Source organism: Neptuniibacter sp. (assembly GCF_024231755.1).
In the GTDB taxonomy this organism is placed as follows: Bacteria; Pseudomonadota; Gammaproteobacteria; order Pseudomonadales; family Balneatricaceae; genus Neptuniibacter.
This window is the reverse complement of the sequence record NZ_JAAEQH010000350.1, coordinates 15,741-41,339: the sequence shown is the minus strand read 5'-3', so window position 1 is coordinate 41,339 and position 25,599 is coordinate 15,741. Positions and strand designations below refer to the sequence as shown.

Genomic DNA, 25,599 nt, shown 5'->3' with positions numbered 1-25,599 from the left:
TCAGTCTTTTCACCCGGCAACAAGATATTGCGAGGCCAGTAAGCGCTTGCCACTATATCTGGTGCATGACAGGCTATTTCACTGGCTTCTATCGGCTCATCGGCAAAGCTTTCAACCAGTCCTACATAGACTGTGAAGTAATGTCCCGTCACAATTTGCCCATGCTTAAAACCAAACTTTAAGCCCGGCTGAAAACATTTCGGGCTTGTGTCAGTTTGGTCAGCTAAACGGATGTCATAGCCTTGTGGTAACTCATTTACTGCAAGGCTTCTGAGTAAGTCACGTAAGCTATCGACGTATGGTTGAGCCGTTTCCCAAGTGGCGGCTTTTCGGTTCACGACGCCCTTAATAGGCCACTGCTGACCATCAATAGCTAAGGTGATTTCACGCGGTGGAATACGACGAGGTACTAAGGTGACTGATAATGCGGGCGCTTCCTGACCAGGCGGAGTGATGTAAAGTGAAACCGGTGATTCGTTGTCCGTGGCCACATATACAACATTCCCCTTGATTTGCGTCTGAGCATCACTGGTTGTTCTCACCTGAGGCGATTCAAACGGCGTCACAATCCGATTCAGATGACCAAGAGCTACAGGGATCAGTTCATTAACCCCCGGTGTCATCAGTAGCATTGTTGGCACATCCGTTGAAACCGTATTGGTTTGAACCGGTGGATTTGCAGTAGCAGACTGCTTCATCACACTGGCTGGCACAATCGGCAATTCCACGTCTGCATACGACGCTTGAGATAACAGGACGCCACTCAAGCTCATTGCGATTAAGCTTGGTGTTATCCATCGACTAATTTTGGTTCGCATCATTCACCCTCCGGTTTTGCTCTTGGGTCAACTTTTCACGAACTCGCTTCGTTCTAGCTTGCCCCTCATACGTATCCATCCAACTGAGCTTTGGACGGTATTGCTCAATATCGATATCAAACTCATAGGTGCGAGTTTGGCGCTGTTCATCTCCAGATGGTCCAGAGACCAAGGAATAACCGGTCACAAAGACATGGCCGGTTTCATACTCATACTCCACTTGTCTGGGTTGGAATTTGAGCGTGACCCTGTCTTCGCGGATTTGTCTTGCCTGAATCTCCAGTGCATCGACCACTTGCTGGTACACCGCAGGTGAAAGCAGCGGCTCAATGGCAACCCGGATGAAAGACACATTACCCGGCGTCACGTTGCCCATAAGCTCAGCCAGGTAGAGTCCCCAGGATTCAAGGTAAGGTTGAGTGGCTTGGTTTCGTGACACTTCAGCCGTTTCAGACAAGGTTGGTGGTTGAATAGCTACCACGGTATTGCGAGAAAATGCCGCTACCGCAAGCAGCAAGTTAGATAGCACCAGCACCGCAATCAGGAACCGTTGCCATCGGTTCTCTAATTGCGTGCCTTGCCATGATTTTAAAAACACGTCGAACTTCACGGCAGATAGCTCCTGATAAATGGGTTAGGGATCGTCTTGGCTTTGGTTGGCAACAGTCCGGCCCAGTAGATGGCGTGAAGAATAAAACCATCTGGGCGACCATCACGAAAACGCCGATAGAGTTTGGTTGTCACCAACCCCAACAGGCATAAAACCAAGGCATTACCGGTAAAAATGCCGATCACTAGCCCCAACAGAATGGGAGCCATCTCATCGGCACTCCAAAGCAGGAAGTGCGGCGGATCATCGATATAGGACGGAATACTCACAGGTTCCATAGTCACTCCTCGTTGTTTGAATTGAGAAGTGAAGGATGCCTCGGGATTGGCAGCTTCAGTGGTCAGCTAGATGCCGAATTCTTGAAGGTTTTGAGGGTTCTACTCAGACAATACTAACAATTGATCTTTTTGATGCGGTTGATATGATGGGGTTATTGGTCGTGTCGAGACCAGCTGCCCACTTTAGCAAACCCGGACGGGACGACATGCATATCAAATTTATTTTTTGCTTAGGTTTTTTCTGCGACCTCGGCAGTGGGCACCGTATTCGCTAATAGGAGAAACTCAATGCAAATTACTAAAATCATTTCCTCTGCCTCGGTTGAACGTTTAAAGCAAAAAGCACGAAAGCTTAAACGTGAAAAATCCATTCCACACACTCAAGCACTCGATGAAGTTGCAGTATCTGCTGGTTTTAATCATTGGCATCAAGTTGTGCTAGCTAATGACTTACTGAAACCATCAGAAGTGGCGTTATCTTCTGGATGTGTCATGGCTTTTGATGTCAAAGATGGTATGGACGTCGATACCAGTGATGGGGTTTTAATTGAAGACCACTTCTTGGAGATGCTCACTGAAAAGCAGCTATTTGAAATTTATGCCAATTCCCCTGATGAGGACGACGAACAAAACAGGCCGCTAAAAGAAACGCTATCGGATTCAGAGCTTCATGAGTATTTTCGAGATTATTGCTCATTCATGTACTTTCGTATTGCCGAGCCTCATGCAAACAAACCGTTAAAAGAAGTATTGGCTCTTATACGACAGTACTCGTTTTGGATGCCTCAATATATTTGGCTTCAAGGCCACCTTATTGATACTTACCATTTGCCTGCTGAAGACGAGAACGGCAATACCGTAGGCGTAAGGTTTTAGCTCTACAAGATGAGGCCCAACTGGCCTCATATCTTCTTCTGCAAGTGACTTAACGCCAACCCTGCCATCAATGCCAAGCCGATGATCATCGACGGTAGTACCACCGGTGGAATAGCCAGCGGGGCGAACAATCCCATAAACAGCAAGATGACGCCTGAACCCAGGATAATCATGCTGTAGCGGTGAATGATAGGGCTCGAAAAATCAAAGGTTGTCTTCTTAATCTTCCAGGTCATTAAGCCATCCCACAACGCCGGTAACATGAGAATAAGCGCAAAGGGCAACCAGACCATCAGTAAAGCAAATCGAGTGAACACTTGGTACAACACATCAAAAAATGCCTGAATACGGTCTTCTACCCAGACAAACCAAAAGCCTCCCATGTTCTCCATCCCTTTAGAGCGCAGTCGCTGCTCTTCAGTGGGGATTAGAAAATCTCGCACAGATTGCTCCATCTGCGTATCCACAACCCATGATTGATACCAGCGATGGCTAGTTTGACCAATCCAATAGCTTGTTTGTGCGCCCAATTGGTTTTGGATCATCTGCTTCTCTTTACTGATGACCCGGCCAGTCCAATCACCGGGCACTAACACGCCAATGGCAATAATCTCCAGCATCAGTGCCAGACACAGCAGCCAAACCGACTTATGCTTGCTCATGCCAAACATCCTCTTCAACTCGCGCCAGCATGGCTGCAACGGTTGGCGTCATAATCCGGGCTTTAAGCACTTGTTGAAGCCGCTTTGTCGTCGTATGACCACTGACATAACGCACCTCGATGCGTCCTTCTGCCAAATACGTTATCCGATTTGGACGATTACGAATCCAGGAGTGGAAATAGACACCATCCACAGCGGCCCACTCGAAATGGTCAGGATCACGCAGGCGAATCCCTGTTAAAGCACTGGCGGCAGTCCAGGTCAGTGCCTCAATGAAATGCCAAAGGCGTACACTATCATCATCACAACTGACTTCGTCATAACTGCCCAAGCCATTACACAGACACAAATCAAAGATGGAATGGCCATCTAACGTGAGCGCCTCTGTTAAATAGTCCGCCAAGCAATACACCGAGGCCAAAGCATGAGGCCAGTCGGTTTCAAGCAGTCTTAAGGTTTCCTTGAACTGGGGGTTATGTTGCTGCCACTGAGCGAGCATTTCTTTACTGGTAAGTGTTGTCATTTTCAGACAGACAGAATGATGCATACAGACTCCTTATGCTGCCTGTGTAGAGCTGGTTAAAATAGGAATTCGACCTTTGATCACGCGGCCGCCTGAAAGCTTGGCGATGTACTCCAGGTTAGGTAGCTGGCCTAATAACTGCGGTGGAAACATATCGCCTTCTTCCTCCATCAAGCGTTCGCCATGATTGCCGGTAAATAACGCGGGGCTGTCCGAGTTGGACGACATACCTTGAGTTTGCATGATGTACTGCAACCGAGTCTTAGGCAGATTGTCAGTTATGTACTGCTGCGTTTCGGCGTCCATCACCCGAAGGGCTATCAGGTTGTTGATGTTACCTAACACCTGGCGAGCCTTAGCTTCACTGCCTGTACGAGCTGCAAAGTCAGCAAAGGTCTGAGTAGCAATTACACAACGCATTTTTGCGCCACGGCCTTTGTTGAGCAGTTGAATGAAGGGATCGTTGACGACTTCAGCAGCCTCATCGATGAAGATATTTACGGGACGATTTTCAACACCATAGTTATAGCGGTCACCGGCCACGGCGGTGAGATCGGATAAAAGCAACGAACCAATGGCGCTGCCAACCATGGCGTCGGTCAATGAATCCAAGCCGATATAGGCCACTTGGGCATTGTTGATAATACGGCCAGAATCCGTAATTAACCGGCTGTCATCCACATCGTTTGCAATCGGTGATAGCAATGGGCCTAGTTCACTTGATGTGAGCATATTGAGTACCGGCATCAGTGAGGCCACCATCTTGGAATAGTGGGTTCTATCATGTTCAAACATACTCAATAGCCCCTCTAAATCAGTATTGGCGGCAACGGGCTGAATGCGTTCGTAGTAAAAAAGTAGCATCGCCATGGCTTGTTTAGCCAAGGTATTGGCCTTTTCGGTAAAGCGCTTGATCTCCACACTAAAGTTCGGATACACCTGCTCCCCCCAGGCTGTGACGGCTTTTACTACCAAGCCTTCTGGGCCACCTTCCAAGAATCGTCTCAGTGTTTTCAGATCAGGACGTTGTGACGTAATCAACAGACCTTGCACGATGTTATTCAGTGCCATTTGGCCAAAGGCTTTAAATGGATCAGCACCGGTTTCGGATGGGATTAGTGCCGCAATTCGGCTGGCGATTTCAGTACCCCGGTTAAAGTTCCTCAGGGGATTAAGTCGTACTGAATGCTCTGGAAACCCCGGATGAAAATACACAAAGCGCTCAGGACTACCGGCGGCAATACAGGCTCGTTGCGCATTATCCTTAAGTTCCTTGTCTCCCTTAGGATCAATAATAATCACGGCTTCATTACGCAAAATGGCCTGAGTGATCATCGCATCAAAGCATCGGGTTTTTCCGGCACCGGTCGTACCAACTATTAAGGTATGCCCCTCAGTGTGACCAACTGGCTGGTACACATCTTCTTCTTTGGGCTCAACACCATGAATCCAGGTTGAACCCATTTGCTTGCCGTGACCTTGGTTAAGCAAGGTTTGCTTATCCCGCTTTAGGATTTCATAAGCGCGTTGGGCATGACGTTGATCCCACTCAAAGCCATACCCTAACCACAATTCATCAGGATGTTTTGCCATCACCTTTTGCAAATGCGACAGCTCCATAAATGCCAATGGTTTGCCTTTTAGCCCCTTCTGTAATTTATAAAGACGGTAAGCCTCAGGAAGGCGATACAACGCCATGCCCGAGGAAATCCCTGTCATCCACCAAAATGGCTCAGGTGGTAACTCTGTCAGCATTTCTGCGGCAATTGCCCCAGTTGCCCCAACCAGCCAACCTGCTGCTGCCATGGCTTCATAGTTCGTGCGCCAGGGCATCTCGTATGCGTTTTCTTTCATTCATGCTCCGCAAAATAACCGTTTACAATCCGCTTAACTTCAAATGGATTAACGTTTAGCGTGAGCGGTAAACAGAACCGTTTCCCCCTCATCAAACTGGCATTGGTCACTGGCCGAGATCCCCCGAAGCAGCTGTCCGGCTGGAATGCCATGCTCATTGGCGACTTGGCGTAAGGTTTGAATCGTGACGCGAATACCATCGGCACTATGATCCACGTCTGGGTAATCGCCATCGGTCAGTAAGATGGGCAAATCTTTCACAAAATTAACCATCTGTTGCCGCTGCGCGTGTTTGGGGTCTGTACTTGAGTTCGCATTGGCCGCAATCGGCTTTTGCTTACGTTCCGCTCTTGTGGCGGGCTCTTTTGCTTGGGCATTGGCTGTCTCAGTTCGACTAGGACGCTGTGAAGCCTCTTCGTTCTGAATTGCTGCCGCCGGTTCTTCGTCTTGTTTGGAGAGGTCTATCAGTGCAGTTAGCCCTTTCGAAACTGACACTTTTAGCAGCAACCCTTGCTCCTGAACGCCATCATTCGTAGTCACCGTTCTGGCCTTACGTGTCGGGTTTGCCGGATCTAGTTCAAGCCAATCTAATCGACTGAGTTCAGCAAGTAGTTTTCGGGGGGCACACCAAGGTCTTACGGCATCGGGATAGCGGATCAGTATCTGTTCATCAACCATAACCAACGCACTACTGGCCTCTGGGAGCCATGCCAAAGATTCAGGCAGATTCAATGCTTCTGCATCGTGCTGGTTTACGTTATTTGAGATAGCGCCATCATATGAGTTGTTAGGCTTTTCACATTCATCACCTGGAGCATTTTCATTTGCCTGAAGGTGATTAACATCACTGGCATGACGAAGTTCATCATCTTGGTCGGACGATTTTGACGATGGCGACTCAGCCGAATTACTGAGTTCGATTGATGATGACGCTTCAGGCAAGCCTGGCTGCTCACTGGAGCGACTCTGTGGCTCTGCTCGTGTTTGCTGTGTTGCTTCCCACTCAGATTTGTAAAACAGTGTCACACCACTTGGTACATTCGAGCTGAACAATAAATCGGCCTCAGATATATGCAGCATGGGTAGCCAGATTGGCTTGCCGTCTTTGATCAGCACTTGAGGGGCAAAGCTTTCATATCGCTCATTTGAGGCGGATTTCGTGGCCAATCCTCGCTCAATGAGGATGTCCGCAAGGGTATCGGGATCTCTTGGTATGCCTGGTATCTTGTCTTTGGCCAATAGCTCAATGATGTCCTTAGCTGCACTTTTCCAGACCAGGTAAAGATTGGTTGATTGATTCGATTTTCGTACCCAGACTCTGGCATCTCGCTGATTAACTAACCACTGGGAACTGGCAAGCAATCGCCTCATGGCATCAAGTAGATAGCGTTCGACTGGGACTCCAAGGGCATTGTCGTCAACGGAAATTCGTTGAGCTTTCAGATCTCGCTGGACACTGGTTTGGTCAGCTTCAATGACCAGTTTAGACAGGACATGCTCGGGATCGGTATTGCCAATTGCTTCCAGCATGGCTTGCAAAATTTCAGGGCCAGGTTGAGTTAACCAGGCGAGCAACTCAGGTGTCATCACCCGGTTTAACACCAGAATTGAAAATTGCTCGTGTCGCTTGCACCGTCCATCGCGCCAGCGAATGAAATAGCGTTCAATACTGTTATTTGTGGTCCACTGGGATAATGTTTCTAAAAAAGGGTTCCACTGATAGCGTCCATCTTCGTCCGTGATGGACAGGTCTGAAACAGGCTTACCAATATCATGGAACAAACCGCCTAATGCCGCGGCAACACGCCACCTTGGTTCCAGCTCTTTTTTCTCAACCGGGGTGCCACTGGCAACAAAGATGATCCCTTCAGCTGCTTGTGCCGCCCAGAAAGCAACTTCCAACGAATGACGTAATAAACCACCAGCACCACTGTGATGATGATGCTCAGAAGCTGGCAACAAGTGAACGTAAGCAGCCAGATGGTCAATACAGGGCTGAATCAACCGTTGAAAATCACGCTGATTAAAGCCAAGTACCTGGCGCAGTTTGGCAATTAGCTCGTCTTGTGTGGACTGCAAATCCTCGGGGGACGCAGCTGGCAACCCCTTCAGGAATGGCGGGTAGCGTGGGATTTCTGCATCCAGTTGCGATGACAGTTCTGGTAGTGCTTTGGCTTGAAAAAATAGGTTTTTGAACATAGTGAACCTCCGACACGATAGTGTGAAGGTTCATAAACTCACCGGCGGTGGATTAGATGTAAAAGAACCGCACCTATTTGACTAGGAAGTGGCGAAGCAGTTTTGTCTCAATTGAAACTAATTTTGCAAAGGTTTCCAACTTTTAGAAAAGCCAGCGCTTTTCGAAGTTGGCGCATTTGCAGGACGTTTCATTTTCACAGTCATAGGAAATGGGAAATCGACTCCTAACAACAACGCTTCTCCTTGACCCAAGACAGGGAGAAAAGACGCTGAACGTTGATCAATAGCGCCAACAGCCTTTTTTACAATTTCTTGGTCCAGCTGATTGGTCAACCTATGTACAATAAGTGTACCAATCTGACTTAAAACATCTTCAGGAATGTCACGTGGTCGCTGAGTAGCAATGATGGTATTTAAACCATACTTTCTACCTTCTTTAGCAATATTTCCAAAGGCATCCAACTCAAACCTGTTCGTTTCTTCACCAATTCGCTTATTGAGAAATTGATGAGCTTCATCAATAAATACTAATAGAGGTGCACCATGATTTATTGCACCTTGCCTGGCTACAGATAACAACTTTCTACCAATGGCATTAACAAGTATTTCTCTTGAGTTTGCTTCAAATGGAACTTCAGAAAGATCTAATCTCAGCACATTATTGCTACTTATTGGCGAACAGAAATCATCAATAAGATTAGGTAATGTCTTTAATTTATCATCCGGGTCAATCATCCATTTTAAATTGGGGTTGTTTGAATAGGCTTTAATCCGAGCTATCAGGTTTAAACAGTGGCCAACATCATTATCAGCTCTACCGCCCCAAATAGTGGGGTTAGGATTATTAGCATTACCGCCATTGGGCCACACACACTCGTTTACAATCTGGTCTGCAATGTTTTTAAACATCCATGGAGCTGTCTGGATAGAGCTATTCATAGATAATAGAGCAGCTTCGTAAGGAGCCTTTGCTTGCCCAGATTTGTTCAAAAGATAATTTGCATTGATATCAAGGCCATGATTTTGTTTCTGCCAAAATTGCCACACTATTTTCTGACTCTCGATAGCAGCCTCCAGTTTAGGCGCTTGGCTTTGCGCTGAAGGCCTTAAAAATGCTCGAATATCCGAGTCTGTAAACTGCCAATGTGGAAAAGTTAACTGATTAAATGGAGTTGCTTTTGCATGATTCCCAACATAGTAACTATCACAGCCAAGTGACTCATATTCCCCCGTGGGGTCAATAATAATTGCTTTTCCTCCGGCCTTAGTCACTTGCTCGATGATGTTTGTCATCGAGTAACTTTTCCCGCCACCTGTTGCTCCTAAAATAGCGCAATGGCGTGAAAACAATTTCTCAGGGGTAACGTGAACAGTTACGGATTCATCATGCGGAAGTGAAGCTAACGGTAAATGGATTTGGCCAGGCTCCTCATCTTGTTTACCTTCAGCGATTATTGATACCAGATACGGGTGAGCTGAATATATTTGGCTACCTAATCTCGGATGCTGCTTAATTCCTTTGTAGTTACGACCATTAGCTGGGTTCAAACTCACCAATAATTGAACAAGTCCAATTGGATGATTTTCGGATGGTTTATCAGCCAAACCGTCAACACTTAATCTCTCTCCCCCCTCAATCCACACTTTCACTAAGCGCCCAAGTATCGCTGTTTCACCTATGTCGATGAATACAAATTCATTTACTTCTCCAGCGGCTATTCGATTTCCGAATGACCAACTGGGCTCACCAGATCCCGCTTTAGATAAGTTAATGATAAGCTCGGTTGCAGATACGCTAATGACGCTACCAATCCGTCTTGTTGGATCGTAAGGGGAAAACCACTTTTTCCGCTCCATGAATAGTCTCCCTTATTTAATACTCGCAGTGATTTTTTCAAATGCTTTGAAGAGTTCGTCCTCAGGAGTTGTTGATCTTCGTTCAGGTAGCAGACTAGAAAACTGTTTAAACGTTGAATCCATTATTGCGATTCTGCCATCCCCATGGTCAATAGCTGCCATTAGCAGATTCCTAATCTCATCATTGAATGAACCCGTTACACTGAATGGGTCTTTCGTTGCAACCATCAGCATAAACTCAGGGTTAGTCCTAAGCGCCATAGTCAGCGCATTATTTATATGCTTATCATTAAAACCAAAACCTAGGCACAGTACAGCCGTTTTTGGTTGTTTAACTACTTCCAAAAAAGAAGTCATCATATCTAAGTAAGGAGAATCATAAGATGTCTGATATTTGCTACTGCTTGGATAGATAAAAACAGGTTCACCAATTTTGCTATCAGCACCTAGCTTTCTAACTCTGCCGTTAAATTTTCTCCAGTCCACAGAGCCATGCATCTTATATAGCTGAACCACATTGGATATGTATGCGCCTTCACTGCTCTGAGAGTGCCCACGGTTCACTATGTCATACTTGAACCACATAGGATTAAAAAAAGAGGGGTTAGAAAACTCAAAACCATCAATAACAACAAAACCAGTATTTGATGCAGCGTGCTCAAAAGCCAAGTCATAATTAGTCGTGAATAGTTTAAGTCGTTGTTGCTGAGCACTCCTTCTACCTACTGCACGCATAAATTTATCATGACTAACCCAGTCTGATTCAGGGATCGTTTCAGTAAAGGTGGTTTTAGCTAAAATTATGTTTTTGGCTTGCTCAAGGAATTTACTTACTTGATTAGTTCTTTGATTTGAAAGGTTCCCAACGGCTAAAGAGGAATCGCAAAGAGACAATAATAGTTCAATGTCTGGCTTTGCATCTCCATTTGCTTCACGATGTTTTTGAAGAGCATCATAATTTGTTGCCTTCAAAACCAATTGGAAAAGATTCTCATCTGCTTTATTACAATAATCCCAAAGGTGCCACATACTTGGAGCAATAGGCGCTTGGTTCTGCTGAGAAGGCTTATTAAATGTTAAAGACGTGCCTGAACCAGCCAGTATGACTAAGTTATCAGTATCTAAAACTTTATTGATAAAACGAAAAAATGTGGCCAGCTCGTCATCTAAGTCATCATTAGAAAGATCAATTTCGATTGGCTCTCTCTTCGAAGACGCGGAGTTCCTTTTTATGTCTGATGACAAAAACCTTACTATGTTTTCATTTTCCATTTTTTAATTCACCTTCCACGTAAAAGACAACCAGCCTAGAAACCAATAAATTTCAGACGCTTGTGCTATTTAACTTCGTTCCTGAACAGCACGTAATAACACTTATATCTGCCCACCCACACCTTTGAATTTTTCAACAAAAGCGGCTATTTTCTGAAAAACCGTTTGCTTCTGGGTCCGGTACTGTGGGTTCAATGGGCTAAGTTTGGGCAGCGCCTCATTAAGTGCAGTGCCATTTTCAGAGGCGTACTCACGTTTGAGTGATGACGAAATATAGCGTTTGGCAGCATCGACATTGAGCTTTTCAGAGGCAATGATGGCATCGGCTTCGCGCTTCTGCTCCGCCTGGGCGAACTTGAAGAAAGCGTCGATAATGCTGGCTTTGTCATTGATCTCATCTAGGTTTGTCTGGTTAATAAAATCAACCACCAAGCTCTCTTTCGCTCTATTGCCAAGGCTACCGCGGATCATACGGCGGACTTCTTCAATCAAGCCTTCTTTGCTCTTGTTCTTCTTATTGTGATCAAAAATCAGTTCAAGAATGTAGTCGAGGTTGATTTCCTGAGATTTAAGCAAATCAACTTCAAAGACCACATCGTCCCAGTCTACCGTTGACTTATCTTTGTCCTGACCTTCTTTATCGCGTCGCAACCAGTCACGGGTATCGTTGTAGGTAGAGCGATAATCTTGAATAGCACGCTCGCTTGGCATATCAATGGTTTGCATTGCCTCGATGTCTGCATCGTCCAGATAGTACTTTGACTTGAACTTTTCAACAGCTTGTTCATCACTGGTATCTAAGCTTTGCAGTGCTTTTAATCCAGCAAACTCATCGTAGTTTTGCAAAATATTTTCTGCTTTTAGGTATTCACCAAACAGCTTGGCAAATTCCTTTTTATCTTGTTCTTTTTCAATATTTTCTGGGTTTGGAAAGCGTTCTTGCAGCTCTTTGACGATATCAACAAAACCTCGACGCGCTTGGCCAGTAGCAATATCGTTAAAGCCTTCCATGTATTCTTTGTAGCTCTTCTCCAACACCACGTTTTTGGTGTTTTTGTCACCAAACAAAGTAATGGCATCAATGGTTGCCTGCTCCAAATCACGGAAGGTAACAATATTGCCAAAGGTCTTCGTCGCATCATAAATGCGATTAGTGCGAGAAAATGCCTGCATCAAGCCGTGATAGCGCAAATTCTTATCAACAAACAAGGTGTTAAGCGTGGGCGCATCAAAGCCAGTTAAAAACATACCCACCACGATGAGCAGATCTATTTCTTGATTCTTAACACGCTGGGCAAGGTCACGGTAGTAGTTCTGGAAGCCATTACTGTCCACGCCATAGTTAGATTTAAACATGGCGTTGTAATCGTTAATCGCGGCGCTCAAAAATTCTTTTGCGCTGCTGTTCATGGCACTGACTTCAAAACTCTCATCTAAAATATCACCAATGGCGTCCTGCTCTTCATTGGCAGCAAATGAGAAGATAGTCGCTATGCGCAGAGGCTTACTTGTGGGTCCATTTTCGGCCTCGGCCTGCAATGTTTTAAAGGTTTCACAATATGCTTTAGCCGCATCAACACTACTGACCGCAAACATGGCGTTAAACCCTTTCGCGCCAGAATAGGCTCGATGCGTTTTCTGGTTAAAATGGCTCAGAATATACTGCGAGATTTCACGAATGCGCATTGGATGTAAGAACGCTTTCTTATTCTCGGCGGCACTGAGCTTCTTTTCATCCTGCTCAGTCTCAATGCTCTTAAATTGCGGACGAACATCGTTATAGTCCACTTTGAACTTGAGTACTTTTTCATCACGAATGGCATCAGTGATCACATAAGTGTGCAACTGCTGGCCAAACACGGTGCCCGTGGTTTCAGCACCCAAGGCGTTTTCAGGGAAAATTGGCGTACCGGTAAAGCCAAACTGGTAGTACTTTTTGAATTTCTTCTTCAGGTTTTTCTGCGCTTCACCGAATTGGCTTCGATGACACTCATCAAAAATAAAGACAACCTGCTTGTTGTAGATAGCTAAATCGCTTTCACTTTTAATTAAATTATTGAGCTTTTGGATTGTGGTGACGACAATCTTGTTATCGTCTTTGTCCAGGTTACTCTTAAGCCCTGCCGTACTGTCTGAACCGTTCACACTATCAGGCGAGAACCGCTGATACTCTTTCATGGTCTGATAGTCGAGGTCTTTTCTGTCCACCACAAAAAAGACTTTATCTATACAGTCTAAATCGGTGGCCAAACGTGCCGCTTTAAAGCTGGTGAGTGTTTTTCCTGAACCGGTAGTGTGCCAAATGTATCCACCGCTCTCGGTGTTGCTCCAGTTCTTAGCATTAAACGCGCTCTTTATCTTCCATAAAATGCGCTCTGTAGCGGCAATCTGGTAGGGACGCATCACCAGTAAGGTATTGCTGACGTCAAACACCGAGTAACGCAAGATCACTTCAAGCAAGGTCTCTTTCTGGAAAAAAGTGGCGGTAAAGTCTTTTAAATCCTTGATCAGCGTATTGTCTGACTTCGCCCAGTTCATCGTAAAATCGAAGCTGTTTTTGTCTCGTTTAGTGGTATTGGCAAAATAGCGCGTGTCGGTGCCATTAGAGATCACGAAAAGCTGCAAGAACTTGTACAACGAGTTCTCTGCATTAAAGCTCTCTTTGCTGTACCTATGAATTTGATTAAATGCCTCACGGATCGCCACACCACGCTTTTTCAGTTCAATTTGCACCAAAGGCAAACCATTGACCAAAATCGTCACATCGTAACGGTTGGCATGGCTTCCCGTTTGCTCAAACTGCTTAATGACCTGCACTTTGTTGCGAGCAATGGTTTTCTTGTCGAACAGGTAGATGTTTTCGATATGACCATCATCGAAGACAAAATCGAAGATATAGTCACTGTGCACCTTGCGAGTTTTATCAAGAATATTATCGCTTGGGGTGTTTAAGTAATGCTCGCAAAAGCGAGCCCACTCGGCATCAGTAAACTGGACCTTATTGAGGGCTTGTAGCTGCTTGCGCACATTCGCCAGCATGGCGTCTGGTGTCGTCAGAGCAGGTAAATATTCATAGCCCTGGTTGCTTAGATCCTGAATCAACTCACGTTCTAAATCACCTTCGCTCTGGTAGCCCTCAGCAACTTGCTCTTGGCGTGTGTATTTATCTAAAACAATGTAATTTTTAGACTCTGCGATTGCTTTGTATTCTGCCATATCTATTCCTAAGCCTGTGCCCCTTGTTGAGTGCGCATGCCTTTATAAATATTGTCGATCTCTTTCACTAGAAACTTAAAGACGCGCTTATGATCTTCTTCGACTTCGGCCACTTCATGGCCTGCGTGTTTTGCATGGTTATATAAATTAATTACCCGTGCATAGGGGTTTACTTGCCCCGTAGCCCTATTACCTTTGACACCGGGCAACAGCTCCCCCCACTCTTCGTACCCCAAAAACGTTGAGGTTTTTTCGAGTACATTTCGCAAAAAATTAAAATGGTATTTGTGGATATCGCCTGAGTCTGCCGCTTTCATTAACTCATTCTTTAAATGCAGGTGATACGAGAAGGGAGAATCATTTTCTTGCTCAATCAGGTCATGCTTACCATCATCGAGCTTGCGCAAAACGAACTTGGGTGCTCGATTAAACTCGTTATGCAAAACATTATAAAAAAGCGGATTATGAGTGGTGATGATGAACTTAAGACCAGAAATAGCGAAATCACTCGACTTAATTAAACGAGCTAAATCAACAGCCAACTCTATTAGATGGTTGTCATCTAACGAGCTCACTGGGTCATCAATGAACACATATTGTAATTGGTTAAACTGGTCAGTTTCGCGGCCAGCATCTTCAGGTACATTTAAGATGCTAATCACCTGTTCGAGCAATGAATAAAAAATACTCCAAATAAAGTTACTTTCTTCACCCTTTGATATTTTAATTTTTCTATCCGGTTCATCATCACCACCTTGATGTGAAAACGTCACCTCAGAAAAGGCTTTGACGGTAACATCTTTTCCGTCTTTGTCTTTAGCCGTGTATTGCGGATTAAATCGTGGCGTTAGTTTATCGTTGGCATAGCGCTGGAACGTGCTGATCACGTTCATGTCTTGCCCTTGGTCTTGCAAAATCCAATCGGTAAACGTATTGGGTTGGATTTTTAGCTTCGGCTCTGCATCAGCATCTAAGTCGTTATCCCAGTAAAACAAGTCTTCTGTAAACGCGTTGTAATATAAAATCTTGTGGCGCGACAGTGGCGCTTGCTCTCCACCATCAAGATCATCCAGTCCATCTTCCTTTGGCGCGATGATCTCTTTAAATTCACGCGACAAACGCGTTTTACCCGTGCCATTAAAGGCATAGAACAACTGCACCTTTTTATCGGACGCTTGCAACAACTCTGCTATTTCCGTTAGCGTTTTACTCATTAAGCTGCCTCATCTGGATGAGATTTCGGGAAGCTCAACAACAGGTCTCGGTAGTATTCGTATTGCTTTTGACGCAATTCAATTTCGCGTGGAAGCCCCTCTTGAATTGAGTGAGTCAATACATCAAATTTATCTAAAATGGAAACAATGCGGTTCTGTTTTTCAATTGATGGTATAGGTATTTGGAACTTCGAAAACTCCGCCTTAGTAATCGTTTTCAAAGTACTTCCTCTGGCGAATTCTTTTTCTTTATCAAATTTAGCCTTTAGCTGATGTGCAAAATATTTTTTATTTATATCTTCTTTGTAGCTGGTAAATATTGCTAAAGTTCTATCCACGTAACTGTCGTATTGGGTGATAGCAACGCGTCCAATAGTACCTTGCAGAGAAACGACAACCGTGCCTTTTTCAACGAAAACGCTTTTTGGCTGTGCAAGCTTGGAAATCTTCTGCTTCGTCGTTTGATGAAGTGTAAAGCCGAAATCAGCAACATCAGCAACCTGAACGAAAGGCATGCAGCTCTCTCCGTCATACCACTCGCTGTTTCCATAGGGCTGAGGAAATGAGCCACGCCTAAATGAAGCGACATCCTCTAGAATTTTCCACTCAACTTCATCCTGTTCAAAACTTAACAGCTGGTCGCGGTAGTAGTTGTATTGTTTTTTCCGCATGTTAAGCTCGGCGGTCAGCTCGGCGGTCATGGCGGTAAATGCGTCAAGAATGCGCACAATTTCAGCTTGTATTGCCAGCGATTTTTCTGGGTTATCTGGGCATGGGATGGGTACGAGAAACTTATCAGTATCTGGCGTTGCAATTTGCGGCATTTGCATTCGGCTACCGATGCCTTGAAAGTGCCGTTCATGCAATTTCAAAAAATGGTAAATAAACTTTATATGGATCGCATCGTTATCCGAGTAATACGACCACATTTCACTTTTATGTGAGAACGGTTTCTCGTAATACTCGAACTCAATCACACCTCTGGACTTTACAATAATCGACGGTTCCCGATTTACATCCTTTTCAGGTATGTCGTTAAAATCCACGAAGGCAACTGTTTTGCCTCCTGCAAAAATTTTTAACGGTGCTCCATCCTTGTGAAGGACTTTCATCTGACCGGCTGTTATTTTTGTTCCTTTAGTGCGTACTAGCACTTCTTTCAATGGCAGCCACTCCACATCAACCCCATCCAGCAGCTTCTCCATGTAGCTTAAATGACTCATGCTTCAATCTCCTCACCTTCAATTTCCGCCACAATGGCGTCAATATCACTGCGAAGCGAATCGATTTTGGCGACTGTTGTTTTTAAATCCCGATTGAGTTCAGTAATGTTTGTGACGACGCGATTATCTTTCGCTTCTACATAACTGCTCACCGAAAGGTTGTAGCTGTTGCCTGCGATAACATCCAAATCAACGGATTTTGCAAAGTGATCCACGTCCTCTTTGCTGGCAAACACCTTGATGATCTGCTCAATGTGCTCATTGCTTAGGGTGTTGTTATTGGTTTCTTTTTTAAACAGGCCACTGGCATCAATAAACTGGGTGGTAGTGTCGGTTTTGTGTTTAGACAGCACTAAGATATTCACGGCAATGGTGGTGCCAAAAAACAGGTTTGGTGCCAATGAAATTACCGTTTCAACGTAGTTGTTATCAACCAAGTACTGGCGAATTTTTTGCTCAGCACCACCACGGTAAAAAATACCGGGGAAGCAAACAATCGCCGCACGGCCTTTGCTTGATAAGTAACTAAGCGCATGCAGCACGAAGGCAAAGTCGGCTTTTGATTTGGGCGCAAGCACGCCAGCGGGCGCAAAGCGGTCGTCGTTGATTAGGGTTGGGTCGTCACTGCCAATCCATTTCACCGAATAAGGCGGGTTAGAGACAATGGCATCAAAGGGTTTGTCATCTAAAAAGTGTGGTTCGGTTAAGGTATCACCCAACTGAATATTGAACTTGTCATAGTTAATGTTGTGCAAAAACATGTTCATACGCGCTAAGTTGTAGGTGGTGTGGTTGAGTTCTTGGCCAAAAAAACCATCTTCAATGATATGCGCATCAAAGTGCTTTTTAGCTTGTAACAGCAACGAGCCGGAGCCCGCCGCAGGGTCATAGATTTTATTGACACTGGTTTGGCCGTGCATGGCCAGCTGTGCAATGAGTTTTGAAACGTGCTGAGGGGTGAAAAATTCGCCACCGGATTTACCCGCATTAGCCGCGTAGTTTGAAATCAGGAACTCGTAAGCGTCACCGAATAAATCAATTTGGTTGTCTTCAAAATTACCGAAGGTTAAACCTGCCACGCCTTTTAACACCGCAGCTAGGCGTTTGTTTTTTGCCTCTACCGTATTGCCTAGGCGATTACTGGTGGTATCAAAATCCGCAAACAAGCCTTTGATGTCTTTTTCTGAATCATAGCCGTTGGCTGAGTTTTCGATTGCCGCAAAAATAGCGGCCAAATCCGTATTTAAATTTTCGTTTTTGTGTGCATTAGCCGCCACATTGCTAAACAACTGGCTAGGGTAAAGAAAATAGCCTTTGGTTTTAATGGCATCTTCTTTGGCAAACTTGATGTTTTCGTCATCGTCAGACATGGCAGCATAATTAACGCTCTCATCTCCGCCTGTGATGTAGTTGACAAAGTTTTCACTGATAAAACGGTAGAACAGCGTACCCAGTACATATTGCTTGAAATCCCAACCATCCACTGAGCCTCGCACATCGTTGGCAATCGCCCATATTTGGCGTTGAAGTTCGGCACGTTGTTGTAAACTTGTCATTTGTTAATTCCTGCTTTTAATTCGTCATAATTCGTTTATGGGTTACGCAATGTTCACTGTCGTCGAACATCATTCGTTAAACCCTGGAGCTAAATTCAAATTTCCGACCCCGTAGAGTGTCGGAGTATTCTTTAACCAAAGCTGGTATTCAGTGCCTTGAAGGCTGTGTGCTTTGGAACAATCCACATGCCATTGACGAAGCAAATACCCAGCGGTTGCCGCTCTAATCTCAACCTTTAGAACGCCACCCGTCATGCCATAGTCCAGCTCTATCGCTTCGCTGTGCTCAATACGTGGGTGTGGCACTAACTCAAGCTCTACAAATCTGTTCCATTGCCGGTCTTGGGTTTCGAGCTCCGTTTCAGACAAAGTGGAATCTTCAAGCACAACCGCAGCTTTAATGCGGGTCAATACAAAGTCACGGAACTCACCATGCTTGCGGTCAAAACCACGAACATGCCAACGCAGGCCATTGTCCACCAGCGTATGCGGCACGATTTCACGGGTTGTTTCACCGCTAGATAATGATACATAGGTGATACGCAAGGCTTTGCCTTTGTGTATGGCCTCGGTGACTTTCGCCACTATCGATAAACTCGGCTTGTTAAGGTGATAAGGCGCTTCACAAGCAAGGGGTGGTTTTACCTTTCCAGTAAAGCCATCGCCGTACCCTTGGCTAATGGTTGCCAGCGTTCTCACAACGTCATAGTCGAACAATGGCTCAAAAGCTTCACCACGCTTATGTAACTTGAGCTTTTGATCATACTCAATGTTGCCTGGCGCAAGCTCTCTGTACATGGTGAAGTCTTTCGTTGCTTGTGCGGCGGCTATACTGAAGCGATCGACTAAATCCGCCCGTACCGCTTCGCCCTTAAATAATAAGGTGAAATCGATGTGGGCAATGCGATCCCTGGTTGCTTGTGGCAACTGCGCTATCTGCGAAAGCCTATCTGGCTTCGCCACTACTGTTTGTTTCAGACCATCATTTGTCATGCGTCTTGTTTATCCAATTCAACCAGATTCTTAAAACTCTGTTTATAAAGTACCGTCAGACATCGCGTAATCCCATTGAAAGGCATGGCATAAAGCTGCTCTTTATCCGCAATGACTAATCAATCTCTACTGGTTGAAGCTGGACAGATGGCCATAAAACACTGAATAGGCTTCAACCTAATTAATTTTATTAGGTATCATCCTATCACAAATTATTTTGTAGGGAAGACTAAGCGGCAACTTTTTGATCTGGATTGTAATTGCCGCTCAGGTATGGGCGTGAAGACATTGTTTCATGCCATTGCTGATAGCCGCTATCAATGCGCTACCCGAACCAATGGCACCACGATGTTACCGCGATGCGATACCCCGTTGTCCGACTCTGTAGAGATCAGGGCTCGTTGTTCACACTCCCGAATGCGCCTAGCAACTTCTGCCTGGGCTGGTAGCAATGGCAGCATCCCTTCAGCAATCGCGTCTGAGGCAGACTCTTGGCCACAGGACATCAAATGCTTCCATGGATCTTTAAGAAAGCGCTCGAACGTGATGCCAAATTCAATGATGCGGGCAGAGACGAAGATTTCGCCCCAGTATTCAATGTAGGTGTCTTGGTACATGGAAAGATTCCTCTTGTTGGTTATATACCCTTCCTACTTGCAGCCGCAGCGGTGTTACCTGCATTCGCTCACCCCAATCACATAGAAGATCTATGCTCATGGGGACTCACTCACTTGCCGCCTAGCTGCAACACCAAGTAGTTTGGGTATAACGTAAGTTCACTTTCCATTTTCCAGAGGTTTTCAAATATGCAAGGCTTACCTTGTGAAGAGTTACAAAGGTTTAAATCGATTGCGGGCATCTTTGTAGTCATAGTGGGCATGTTCTGAGCCACGATGATACAAATCATCCAGGTAAGTTTGTTCCTGCGGCAACTCGTCTTCGCTGATTTCGCGCCACCAATGTTTGTTGGCACCTTTAACACCGTCATGCCAGCGGTAACCACGCTCTTTTAAATAGTCCTTTACGTCAAACGGCGCACCAAACGCACGAACTAACACAGTTCGCCTGTCTGCTTCAGACAACAAGTTTGCAACGGACTCAGGCAGCAAATGAAACAACCAGGCCATCGCCAAACAATCGGTTGCAGCTCGGTGTCCTTCATAGAACCAACCTAAGCGAAGCAGCAGGTACTCAAGCTTTCGACTTTCAAAACCCAGCGCCTTCCAATCTATGCCACTGGCTGAACAGGCCCAAGATAGATGGCCTAATGCAGCAAACCGCTTTTCAAAGAAAGGACGATCAAACTGTGCATTGTGCGCAACCACCAGCGGATCATCGGATAACCAACTCGCTACCAGTGAATCATCAATGTGCTGGCCTTGCACCATATCATCGGTGATACCGGTTAACTCGGTAATCAGCTCGGGGATTGGCTTGCCGGGATCTTCATACAAGCTGATCACATCAACAATCGACACAATCCGCTTAGCCGAGGGACTGTAAAGCACCCTAACCATACCAAGCTCAATAATGGACTCGTCATCGGCAGACAGTCCAGTTGTCTCTGTATCGAGCAGCACCATTGGCTGTTCATCGCCTACCATAGGAGAAAGTTCAAGTGGCCAGGACTGCGGCTCACGCGTTAATGGAATACGCTCCAGCAATCTAAAATCTTCTGGTCTTTCTGGGATATCCGCGAGGCGCTCTAGCGGAAATGGCGTAGGGGCTCTTGTCATTGATGGTTCCTCTTCAATTCTATTGTTCGCTTTGGGTTATTTCATTGTGCCCTGTTCGTTTATAAACGCATTTGTACAAAATGCACCTTGGATACCTCAGCATTTTTTAATCTTTCTACTGGGTGAACCCATGTATGAAGGCTTTGGTTAATCCTTTCAGAAAGTCTTAGCTAAACCGTTTAGGTAACCCTTACCGATACCCTTTACGTATGGCTTAGCCAACCCCTTTTCAAACGGTTGAAAAAGGCTTTAACTGAGTTCGACTGAGCATTTTAATGATGCTCCTGACTTCGCTTTAAGCTAGTAAATTCAATACGAAGCAGAATTTTACTAACTGTTTTTAAACCCTTTGCAAAGGGTTCAACAAGCCTTGTCTGACGGTTACTTGACCCATGCGTTAACCAGTAGCAGTAACAGGATCAGTAACAGAAACAAGAGCAGTAGGCAGAAGCAGTATTATCCAAGCCTTGCAGGCTTTGACGAGGGCGAGCGATCCCCACATCAAGCTTATCAACACAAAAAAGAAATCACCTACAACACAGCGTCTTACTCGAACAACTACAGTTTTACCTACAATTTTACTTGTAGAAATCAGCATAGCAGACCGTTCTTAGCGATATGGCCTCACCTCTTTTTTACGTCGCGTTGAGGCTCCAAGTGATATTCCCAACAGGGTAGCCACTGCGCATGGCTTTCGCTCAAGTTTTCGTGATTGGTGCAGCAAGCATGGTTACTCTCGAGATCTTGCTGAAAGAGCACTCGCTCACTCAATTCAGAGTAAAGCTGAGGCCGCTTACCACAGGACTGATTTACTGGAACAACATCGCCCGATGATGCAGGCATGGGCTGATTTCGTAACACGATCAGGTGGTTGAATCGCCACAAGGTAGGGATTGAATACTATTCCAACGGAGGTTCACGATGGTACCTCTTTTTTCTGAAGGATTAACTGGACTATATCTGCTTGCAACTGTTTGCCGGAAATCTGCTGTCCCTCTCTTGATATTCCTAATAATAATTAGGCCATAAGCATATGATACATGAATATTTTTCATATCAAGTAACCGATAAATTTCACACCCCCCCACCCAGGATAGAGATTGCCATTACTGTGAGGCCGATCTATACTTCAACCATCCCCCCGGGGGGGATGTAAACTTAAGCCGAGAGATTTCCTGATGCTCAATATTCTTTCTAATCGTATTTACCGCCACCTGTTTATGGCACAGGTTATCGCCCTTATCGGCACCGGTCTGGCGACCGTTGCGCTGGGGCTGTTAGCCTACGAGCTTGCAGGAGACAGGGCTGGTGCTGTCTTGGGTACCGCGCTGGCTATCAAAATGAGCGCCTACATTCTGGTTGCGCCCGTAGCTGCGGCCTTCGCCGACAAATTCCCGCGTCGCAGTATGCTGGTGACGCTGGATCTGGTTCGCGCCCTCGTGGCTATAGCGCTGCCATTTGTCACCCAGATCTGGGAAATCTATATCCTGATCTTCATTCTTCAGTCTGCCTCGGCGGCATTTACGCCAACCTTTCAGGCGACAATCCCGGAAATTCTTCCTGATGAACGCGAATATACCCGGGCGCTGTCTCTGTCACGGCTGGCCTACGATTTGGAAAGTGTTATCAGCCCCATGCTGGCGGCTGCGCTGCTGGCGGTCATGAGCTTCCATAACCTGTTTGCTGGGACGGCTGTGGGGTTTATCGCATCGGCTTTACTGGTTGTTTCTGTCAGATTGCCAAAGATGAAAGCGCTAACGGTAAAACGCAGCATCTATGACAAAACAACGCGAGGCATGCGTATTTTTCTGAAAACACCGAGACTACGCGGCCTGCTGGCTCTCAACATGGCCGTAGCAGCGGCGAGTGCGATGGTTATCGTCAATACTGTTGTTCTGGTTCAGGCTAACTTTGGTTTCTCACAACGGTCTACCGCCATTGCGCTGGCATGCTTCGGTATCGGATCCATGCTATCGGCTCTGATTCTACCCAGACTCCTCGACAAAATGAGTGACCGCATGCCGATGCTTGTAGGTACGTCGCTTTTAGTCATTGGCCTGGGATTGGGCATTCTCCTAAAAAATTATGTCACCTTGTTAGTGCTGTGGGCGCTGCTGGGGGTGGGTTATTCGCTTTCTCAGACGCCAAGTGGGCGCCTGCTGCGGCGCTCGTCAAAAGCTGAAGACAGACCGGCGCTGTTCGCCGCTCAGTTTGCGCTGTCACATTCATGCTGGCTGGTGACTTATCCGCTGGCAGGGTGGGTAGGCGCTACATGGGGAACTCAGGCTTCATTCATCGCTCTGACCATTGTGGCGGGGCTGTCGCTGGTTACTGCCGTACTCATCTGGCGGCCTGAGCATGAAATTTACATCCAGGTTCACAGCCACACAGCCCCAGATACAAACAATGAATCGACCCATGAGCATGATTTCGTGATTGATGATGAACACCCGTCATGGCCGAAGAAAGAGAAGTAATTTACCCATAATATGCAGCGTATAAGGAGAGGATAAGCCGATAAAAAGTGTGACCATAGCGTTGATACATATTATCTTATCCCCTCCACCCAGAGAGGACAGCCCCATGACCGTACACGCATCACACCCTGACATTATTAAAAGACTTAAGCGTGCCGCAGGGCACCTGAAAAGTACCATCCAGATGCTTGAAGATGAAAAAGCGTGTCTGGATATAGCCCAGCAGTTACAGGCTGTGGAAAAAGCTATAACGAATGCGAAGCGTACTTTAATTCACGACCACTTAGGTCACTGCCTGGAGGAGGCCCTTCATGCTGAACACTCCGAGTCTGATAGTTCGCTTAGCGAATTTAAAGAGATAACCAAGTATCTTTAAAGCTGGTGAAACATGACTGGTTTTTCACAGCAAGGTGTGGTTAATGCCTGTGTTGCTACATATGCCCCATCAGGGGGCTTTTTTATCTGACTCAGCAGCAATTAACCAGTACCTACCTGAAAGGATTTATTATATGAAAATAAAAAACTCCCTTTTTCTATATTAATCTTATTCCTGCCAGCCATTTCCGTCGAAAAATCGGAAATGAAAATGTCAAAAATGCACTCGTCAGCATAGTCACAGGAATATAAGGCGGACATGAATGACCTGCACGACAAAGTGATGTCTGCTGTTAATGAGTCCGATCCCGACAAGGCCTTTACAAGGAGTATGATAGGGAAGCTGTGATCAAGTCTGCCGCATGAGATAATGTCCGCTGCACACGATTGGGGACATAGAGATGGATCAGCAACTTACATTCGCGGACAGCGAGTTCAGCAACAAGCGCCGCCAGACCCGTAAAGAGAAGTTCCTTGGCCGGATGGACAAGCTGATCCCCTGGACGCGTCTCGAAAACGTCATCGAACCTCATTATCCCAAGCCCGGTAACGGCCGCCGTCCTTATCCGTTGTCTACTATGCTGCGGATTCAATGCATGCAACAGTGGTACAGCCTGAGTGATGAGGCGATGGAAGATGCGCTGTATGAGATTGCCTCCATGCGCCTGTTTGCCGGTCTGTCACTGGATAAGGCCATCCCCGATCATTCAACGATTCTGAAGTTCCGCCACCTGCTGGAACAACATGGCCTGGCACGCCAGATCTTCGACGAGGTCAATCAGTGGCTGTCCGAGGCTGGTGTGCTGATCAAGGAAGGTTCCCTGATCGATGCCACCATCATCGAGGCCCCCAGTTCAACTAAGAACCGCAGTGGCGAGCGCGATCCTGAGATGCACCAGACGAAGAAGGCACTTCGGGCTGAAAGCCCATATCGGCGTGGATGCCTGCACCGGTATCACGCACAGCTTCACCACTACGGCAGCCAATGAGCATGACCTAAACCAGGCAGAGCACCTGCTTCATGGTGATGAAGCGTTCATCTTTGCCGATGCGGGTTACCGAGGCGCCGAAAAGCGGGTAGAGCTTAAAGATGTCAGTGCAGACTGGCACATCGCCGAACAACCCGGGCAGCTGAAGACTCTGAAAAAGCATCCTCGCATCAATAAGGTCAGAATCCCCGCACCGAGTATCTGAAGGCCAGCCTGCGTGCCAAGGTTGAGCATCCGTTCCGGATCATCAAGTGCCAGTTCGGCTTTGTAAAAGCCCGTTACCGTGGTCTGAAGAAAAATGACGGCAAACTGGCGATGCTGTTCGCGCTGTCAAACCTCGTGCGCGTGGATCAGATGTTGCGAGCACAGGGTTAATCAGTCTGAAGTGCCTGAAAAGGCGCTGTCCGAAGGAAAACGCAGGATAATGACGTCTAAATGGGGCCCCAATTGCTACGGGTTCTGGTTGGGCAGAAGTGGAGGCTTAATTACAGGTTCCTTAGTCGATATAAAAATAAGTCAGGCTATTATCAGGGATAAAATAATATAAAAAAGTTAAAAACGGTAACTCCATAGTAGAGTTACCGTTTTAATAAAACTATTCTTTTGGTGGGAACCCAGCTTCACGTAAAGCCTCAGAAATCTGCTCTAAAGATATTGATGTTTGCACATCTACCTTACGTATTGGTGGGTTGGTTACGATTTTAGCCTCTGGATCCATATTCTGAATAACTTTAGTCACTGTTCGAGCGCAGCCACCGCATGTCATATTTTCTATATGTAATTGCATTTGTATATCCTATTTAGTTGTGGTGACCTTTAGGATAGAGTTTGCCACTGTTGTAAGGTCAAGCCCTATCGCCAAAGATTTTCG

General features: G+C 46.0%; 21 protein-coding genes and 1 pseudogene. 5 read left to right on the top strand and 17 right to left on the bottom strand.

Annotated features, from left to right (window positions below; translation table 11 throughout):
- The 3 genes from GY843_RS19870 to traL all read right to left on the bottom strand — a co-directional run.
- A partial coding sequence (locus GY843_RS19870; protein WP_367183880.1) for a type-F conjugative transfer system secretin TraK occupies positions 1-821 on the bottom strand: 821 nt, incomplete at its 3' end.
- Positions 802-1,428 carry a TraE/TraK family type IV conjugative transfer system protein gene (locus tag GY843_RS19865; RefSeq protein WP_000667170.1) on the bottom strand — a complete coding sequence of 209 codons (627 nt, stop codon included), beginning with the start codon at positions 1,426-1,428 and terminating at the stop codon, positions 802-804. The genes GY843_RS19870 and GY843_RS19865, both read right to left, overlap by 20 nt.
- On the bottom strand, positions 1,425-1,706 hold the full coding sequence (gene traL, locus GY843_RS19860) for a type IV conjugative transfer system protein TraL (protein ID WP_000433891.1): 282 nt from the start codon (positions 1,704-1,706) through the stop codon (positions 1,425-1,427). Before traL ends, GY843_RS19865 begins: the two co-directional genes overlap by 4 nt.
- Before the next feature lie 288 nt (positions 1,707-1,994).
- Here traL and GY843_RS19855 point away from each other — a divergent pair, with 288 nt between their 5' ends.
- Positions 1,995-2,582 (top strand): plasmid-related protein, encoded by a 588-nt coding sequence (locus GY843_RS19855; protein WP_177340615.1) that lies wholly within the window; start codon positions 1,995-1,997, stop codon positions 2,580-2,582.
- Between the two features lie 26 nt (positions 2,583-2,608).
- Here GY843_RS19855 and GY843_RS19850 read toward each other — a convergent pair whose 3' ends face one another.
- The 12 genes from GY843_RS19850 to GY843_RS19795 all read right to left on the bottom strand — a co-directional run bounded on the left by GY843_RS19850 (position 2,609) and on the right by GY843_RS19795 (position 19,768).
- Positions 2,609-3,244: a DUF4400 domain-containing protein gene (locus tag GY843_RS19850; RefSeq protein ID WP_000033756.1), complete on the bottom strand. Its 636-nt coding sequence runs from the start codon at positions 3,242-3,244 to the stop codon at positions 2,609-2,611.
- Positions 3,231-3,791 (bottom strand): conjugative transfer protein, encoded by a 561-nt coding sequence (locus GY843_RS19845; RefSeq protein ID WP_297312267.1) that lies wholly within the window; start codon positions 3,789-3,791, stop codon positions 3,231-3,233. Before GY843_RS19845 ends, GY843_RS19850 begins: the two co-directional genes overlap by 14 nt.
- A 9-nt stretch (positions 3,792-3,800) precedes the next feature.
- Positions 3,801-5,621: a conjugative transfer system coupling protein TraD gene (gene traD, locus GY843_RS19840; RefSeq protein WP_297312266.1), complete on the bottom strand. Its 1,821-nt coding sequence runs from the start codon at positions 5,619-5,621 to the stop codon at positions 3,801-3,803.
- Positions 5,622-5,669: 48 nt separating this feature from the next.
- Positions 5,670-7,820 (bottom strand): MobH family relaxase, encoded by a 2,151-nt coding sequence (gene mobH / locus GY843_RS19835; RefSeq protein WP_297312265.1) that lies wholly within the window; start codon positions 7,818-7,820, stop codon positions 5,670-5,672.
- Between the two features lie 117 nt (positions 7,821-7,937).
- A complete protein-coding gene (locus GY843_RS19830; protein WP_297312264.1) occupies positions 7,938-9,677 on the bottom strand; it encodes an ATP-binding protein in 1,740 nt (579 codons plus the stop codon).
- 12 nt (positions 9,678-9,689) lie between these two features.
- Positions 9,690-10,949: an SIR2 family protein gene (locus GY843_RS19825; protein ID WP_297312263.1), complete on the bottom strand. Its 1,260-nt coding sequence runs from the start codon at positions 10,947-10,949 to the stop codon at positions 9,690-9,692.
- Positions 10,950-11,051: 102 nt separating this feature from the next.
- Entirely contained in the window at positions 11,052-14,165 is a 3,114-nt protein-coding gene (locus tag GY843_RS19820; protein WP_297312262.1) for an HsdR family type I site-specific deoxyribonuclease, read from the bottom strand.
- 8 nt (positions 14,166-14,173) lie between these two features.
- On the bottom strand, positions 14,174-15,379 hold the full coding sequence (locus tag GY843_RS19815) for an AAA family ATPase (RefSeq protein WP_297312261.1): 1,206 nt from the start codon (positions 15,377-15,379) through the stop codon (positions 14,174-14,176).
- Positions 15,379-16,602, bottom strand: coding sequence for a restriction endonuclease subunit S (locus GY843_RS19810; RefSeq protein ID WP_297312260.1), 1,224 nt, complete (start codon positions 16,600-16,602; stop codon positions 15,379-15,381). Before GY843_RS19810 ends, GY843_RS19815 begins: the two co-directional genes overlap by 1 nt.
- Positions 16,599-18,158 carry a type I restriction-modification system subunit M gene (locus GY843_RS19805; protein ID WP_297312259.1) on the bottom strand — a complete coding sequence of 520 codons (1,560 nt, stop codon included), beginning with the start codon at positions 18,156-18,158 and terminating at the stop codon, positions 16,599-16,601. Before GY843_RS19805 ends, GY843_RS19810 begins: the two co-directional genes overlap by 4 nt.
- Positions 18,159-18,227: 69 nt before the next feature.
- On the bottom strand, positions 18,228-19,151 hold the full coding sequence (locus GY843_RS19800; protein WP_297312258.1) for a WYL domain-containing protein: 924 nt from the start codon (positions 19,149-19,151) through the stop codon (positions 18,228-18,230).
- A gap of 317 nt (positions 19,152-19,468) precedes the next feature.
- Positions 19,469-19,768: a hypothetical protein gene (locus GY843_RS19795; RefSeq protein WP_297312257.1), complete on the bottom strand. Its 300-nt coding sequence runs from the start codon at positions 19,766-19,768 to the stop codon at positions 19,469-19,471.
- Here GY843_RS19795 and GY843_RS19790 point away from each other — a divergent pair.
- The gene (locus GY843_RS19790; RefSeq protein ID WP_297312283.1) at positions 19,661-19,909 is read left to right on the top strand and encodes a hypothetical protein; all 249 of its coding nucleotides are present in this window, start codon (positions 19,661-19,663) and stop codon (positions 19,907-19,909) included. The two genes, GY843_RS19795 and GY843_RS19790, sit on opposite strands and share 108 nt — an antisense overlap.
- Positions 19,910-19,981: 72 nt before the next feature.
- Here GY843_RS19790 and GY843_RS19785 read toward each other — a convergent pair whose 3' ends face one another.
- Positions 19,982-20,887, bottom strand: coding sequence for a 3'-5' exonuclease (locus GY843_RS19785; RefSeq protein ID WP_024024111.1), 906 nt, complete (start codon positions 20,885-20,887; stop codon positions 19,982-19,984).
- Positions 20,888-22,065: 1,178 nt separating this feature from the next.
- Here GY843_RS19785 and GY843_RS19780 point away from each other — a divergent pair.
- The 3 genes and pseudogenes from GY843_RS19780 (at position 22,066) to GY843_RS19770 (ending at position 25,103) form a co-directional block, all read left to right on the top strand.
- Entirely contained in the window at positions 22,066-23,364 is a 1,299-nt protein-coding gene (locus GY843_RS19780) for an MFS transporter (RefSeq protein WP_088585970.1), read from the top strand.
- A gap of 106 nt (positions 23,365-23,470) precedes the next feature.
- Complete coding sequence (locus tag GY843_RS19775; protein ID WP_088585971.1) at positions 23,471-23,740, top strand: metal-sensing transcriptional repressor; 270 nt, start codon at positions 23,471-23,473, stop codon at positions 23,738-23,740.
- Positions 23,741-24,140: 400 nt separating this feature from the next.
- Positions 24,141-25,103 (top strand): annotated as a pseudogene (locus GY843_RS19770) (IS5 family transposase).
- A 220-nt stretch (positions 25,104-25,323) separates the two neighbouring features.
- Here GY843_RS19770 and GY843_RS19765 read toward each other — a convergent pair.
- The gene (locus GY843_RS19765) at positions 25,324-25,515 is read right to left on the bottom strand and encodes a heavy-metal-associated domain-containing protein (protein WP_088585972.1); all 192 of its coding nucleotides are present in this window, start codon (positions 25,513-25,515) and stop codon (positions 25,324-25,326) included.
- Positions 25,516-25,599 lie beyond the last annotated feature (84 nt).

Coding starts and splice junctions, on each gene's coding strand:
- GY843_RS19820 (WP_297312262.1), bottom strand. CDS start 14,165: ATGGCAGAATACAAAGCAATCGCAGAGTCTAAAAATTACATTGTTTTA.
- GY843_RS19830 (WP_297312264.1), bottom strand. CDS start 9,677: ATGGAGCGGAAAAAGTGGTTTTCCCCTTACGATCCAACAAGACGGATT.
- mobH (WP_297312265.1), bottom strand. CDS start 7,820: ATGTTCAAAAACCTATTTTTTCAAGCCAAAGCACTACCAGAACTGTCA.
- GY843_RS19795 (WP_297312257.1), bottom strand. CDS start 19,768: ATGTACCAAGACACCTACATTGAATACTGGGGCGAAATCTTCGTCTCT.
- GY843_RS19825 (WP_297312263.1), bottom strand. CDS start 10,949: ATGGAAAATGAAAACATAGTAAGGTTTTTGTCATCAGACATAAAAAGG.
- GY843_RS19810 (WP_297312260.1), bottom strand. CDS start 16,602: ATGAGTCATTTAAGCTACATGGAGAAGCTGCTGGATGGGGTTGATGTG.
- GY843_RS19790 (WP_297312283.1), top strand. CDS start 19,661: ATGCTTCCATGGATCTTTAAGAAAGCGCTCGAACGTGATGCCAAATTC.
- GY843_RS19805 (WP_297312259.1), bottom strand. CDS start 18,158: ATGACAAGTTTACAACAACGTGCCGAACTTCAACGCCAAATATGGGCG.
- GY843_RS19800 (WP_297312258.1), bottom strand. CDS start 19,151: ATGACAAATGATGGTCTGAAACAAACAGTAGTGGCGAAGCCAGATAGG.
- GY843_RS19775 (WP_088585971.1), top strand. CDS start 23,471: ATGACCGTACACGCATCACACCCTGACATTATTAAAAGACTTAAGCGT.
- traL (WP_000433891.1), bottom strand. CDS start 1,706: ATGGAACCTGTGAGTATTCCGTCCTATATCGATGATCCGCCGCACTTC.
- GY843_RS19785 (WP_024024111.1), bottom strand. CDS start 20,887: ATGACAAGAGCCCCTACGCCATTTCCGCTAGAGCGCCTCGCGGATATC.
- GY843_RS19855 (WP_177340615.1), top strand. CDS start 1,995: ATGCAAATTACTAAAATCATTTCCTCTGCCTCGGTTGAACGTTTAAAG.
- GY843_RS19815 (WP_297312261.1), bottom strand. CDS start 15,379: ATGAGTAAAACGCTAACGGAAATAGCAGAGTTGTTGCAAGCGTCCGAT.
- GY843_RS19845 (WP_297312267.1), bottom strand. CDS start 3,791: ATGCATCATTCTGTCTGTCTGAAAATGACAACACTTACCAGTAAAGAA.
- GY843_RS19850 (WP_000033756.1), bottom strand. CDS start 3,244: ATGAGCAAGCATAAGTCGGTTTGGCTGCTGTGTCTGGCACTGATGCTG.
- GY843_RS19765 (WP_088585972.1), bottom strand. CDS start 25,515: ATGCAATTACATATAGAAAATATGACATGCGGTGGCTGCGCTCGAACA.
- traD (WP_297312266.1), bottom strand. CDS start 5,621: ATGAAAGAAAACGCATACGAGATGCCCTGGCGCACGAACTATGAAGCC.
- GY843_RS19780 (WP_088585970.1), top strand. CDS start 22,066: ATGCTCAATATTCTTTCTAATCGTATTTACCGCCACCTGTTTATGGCA.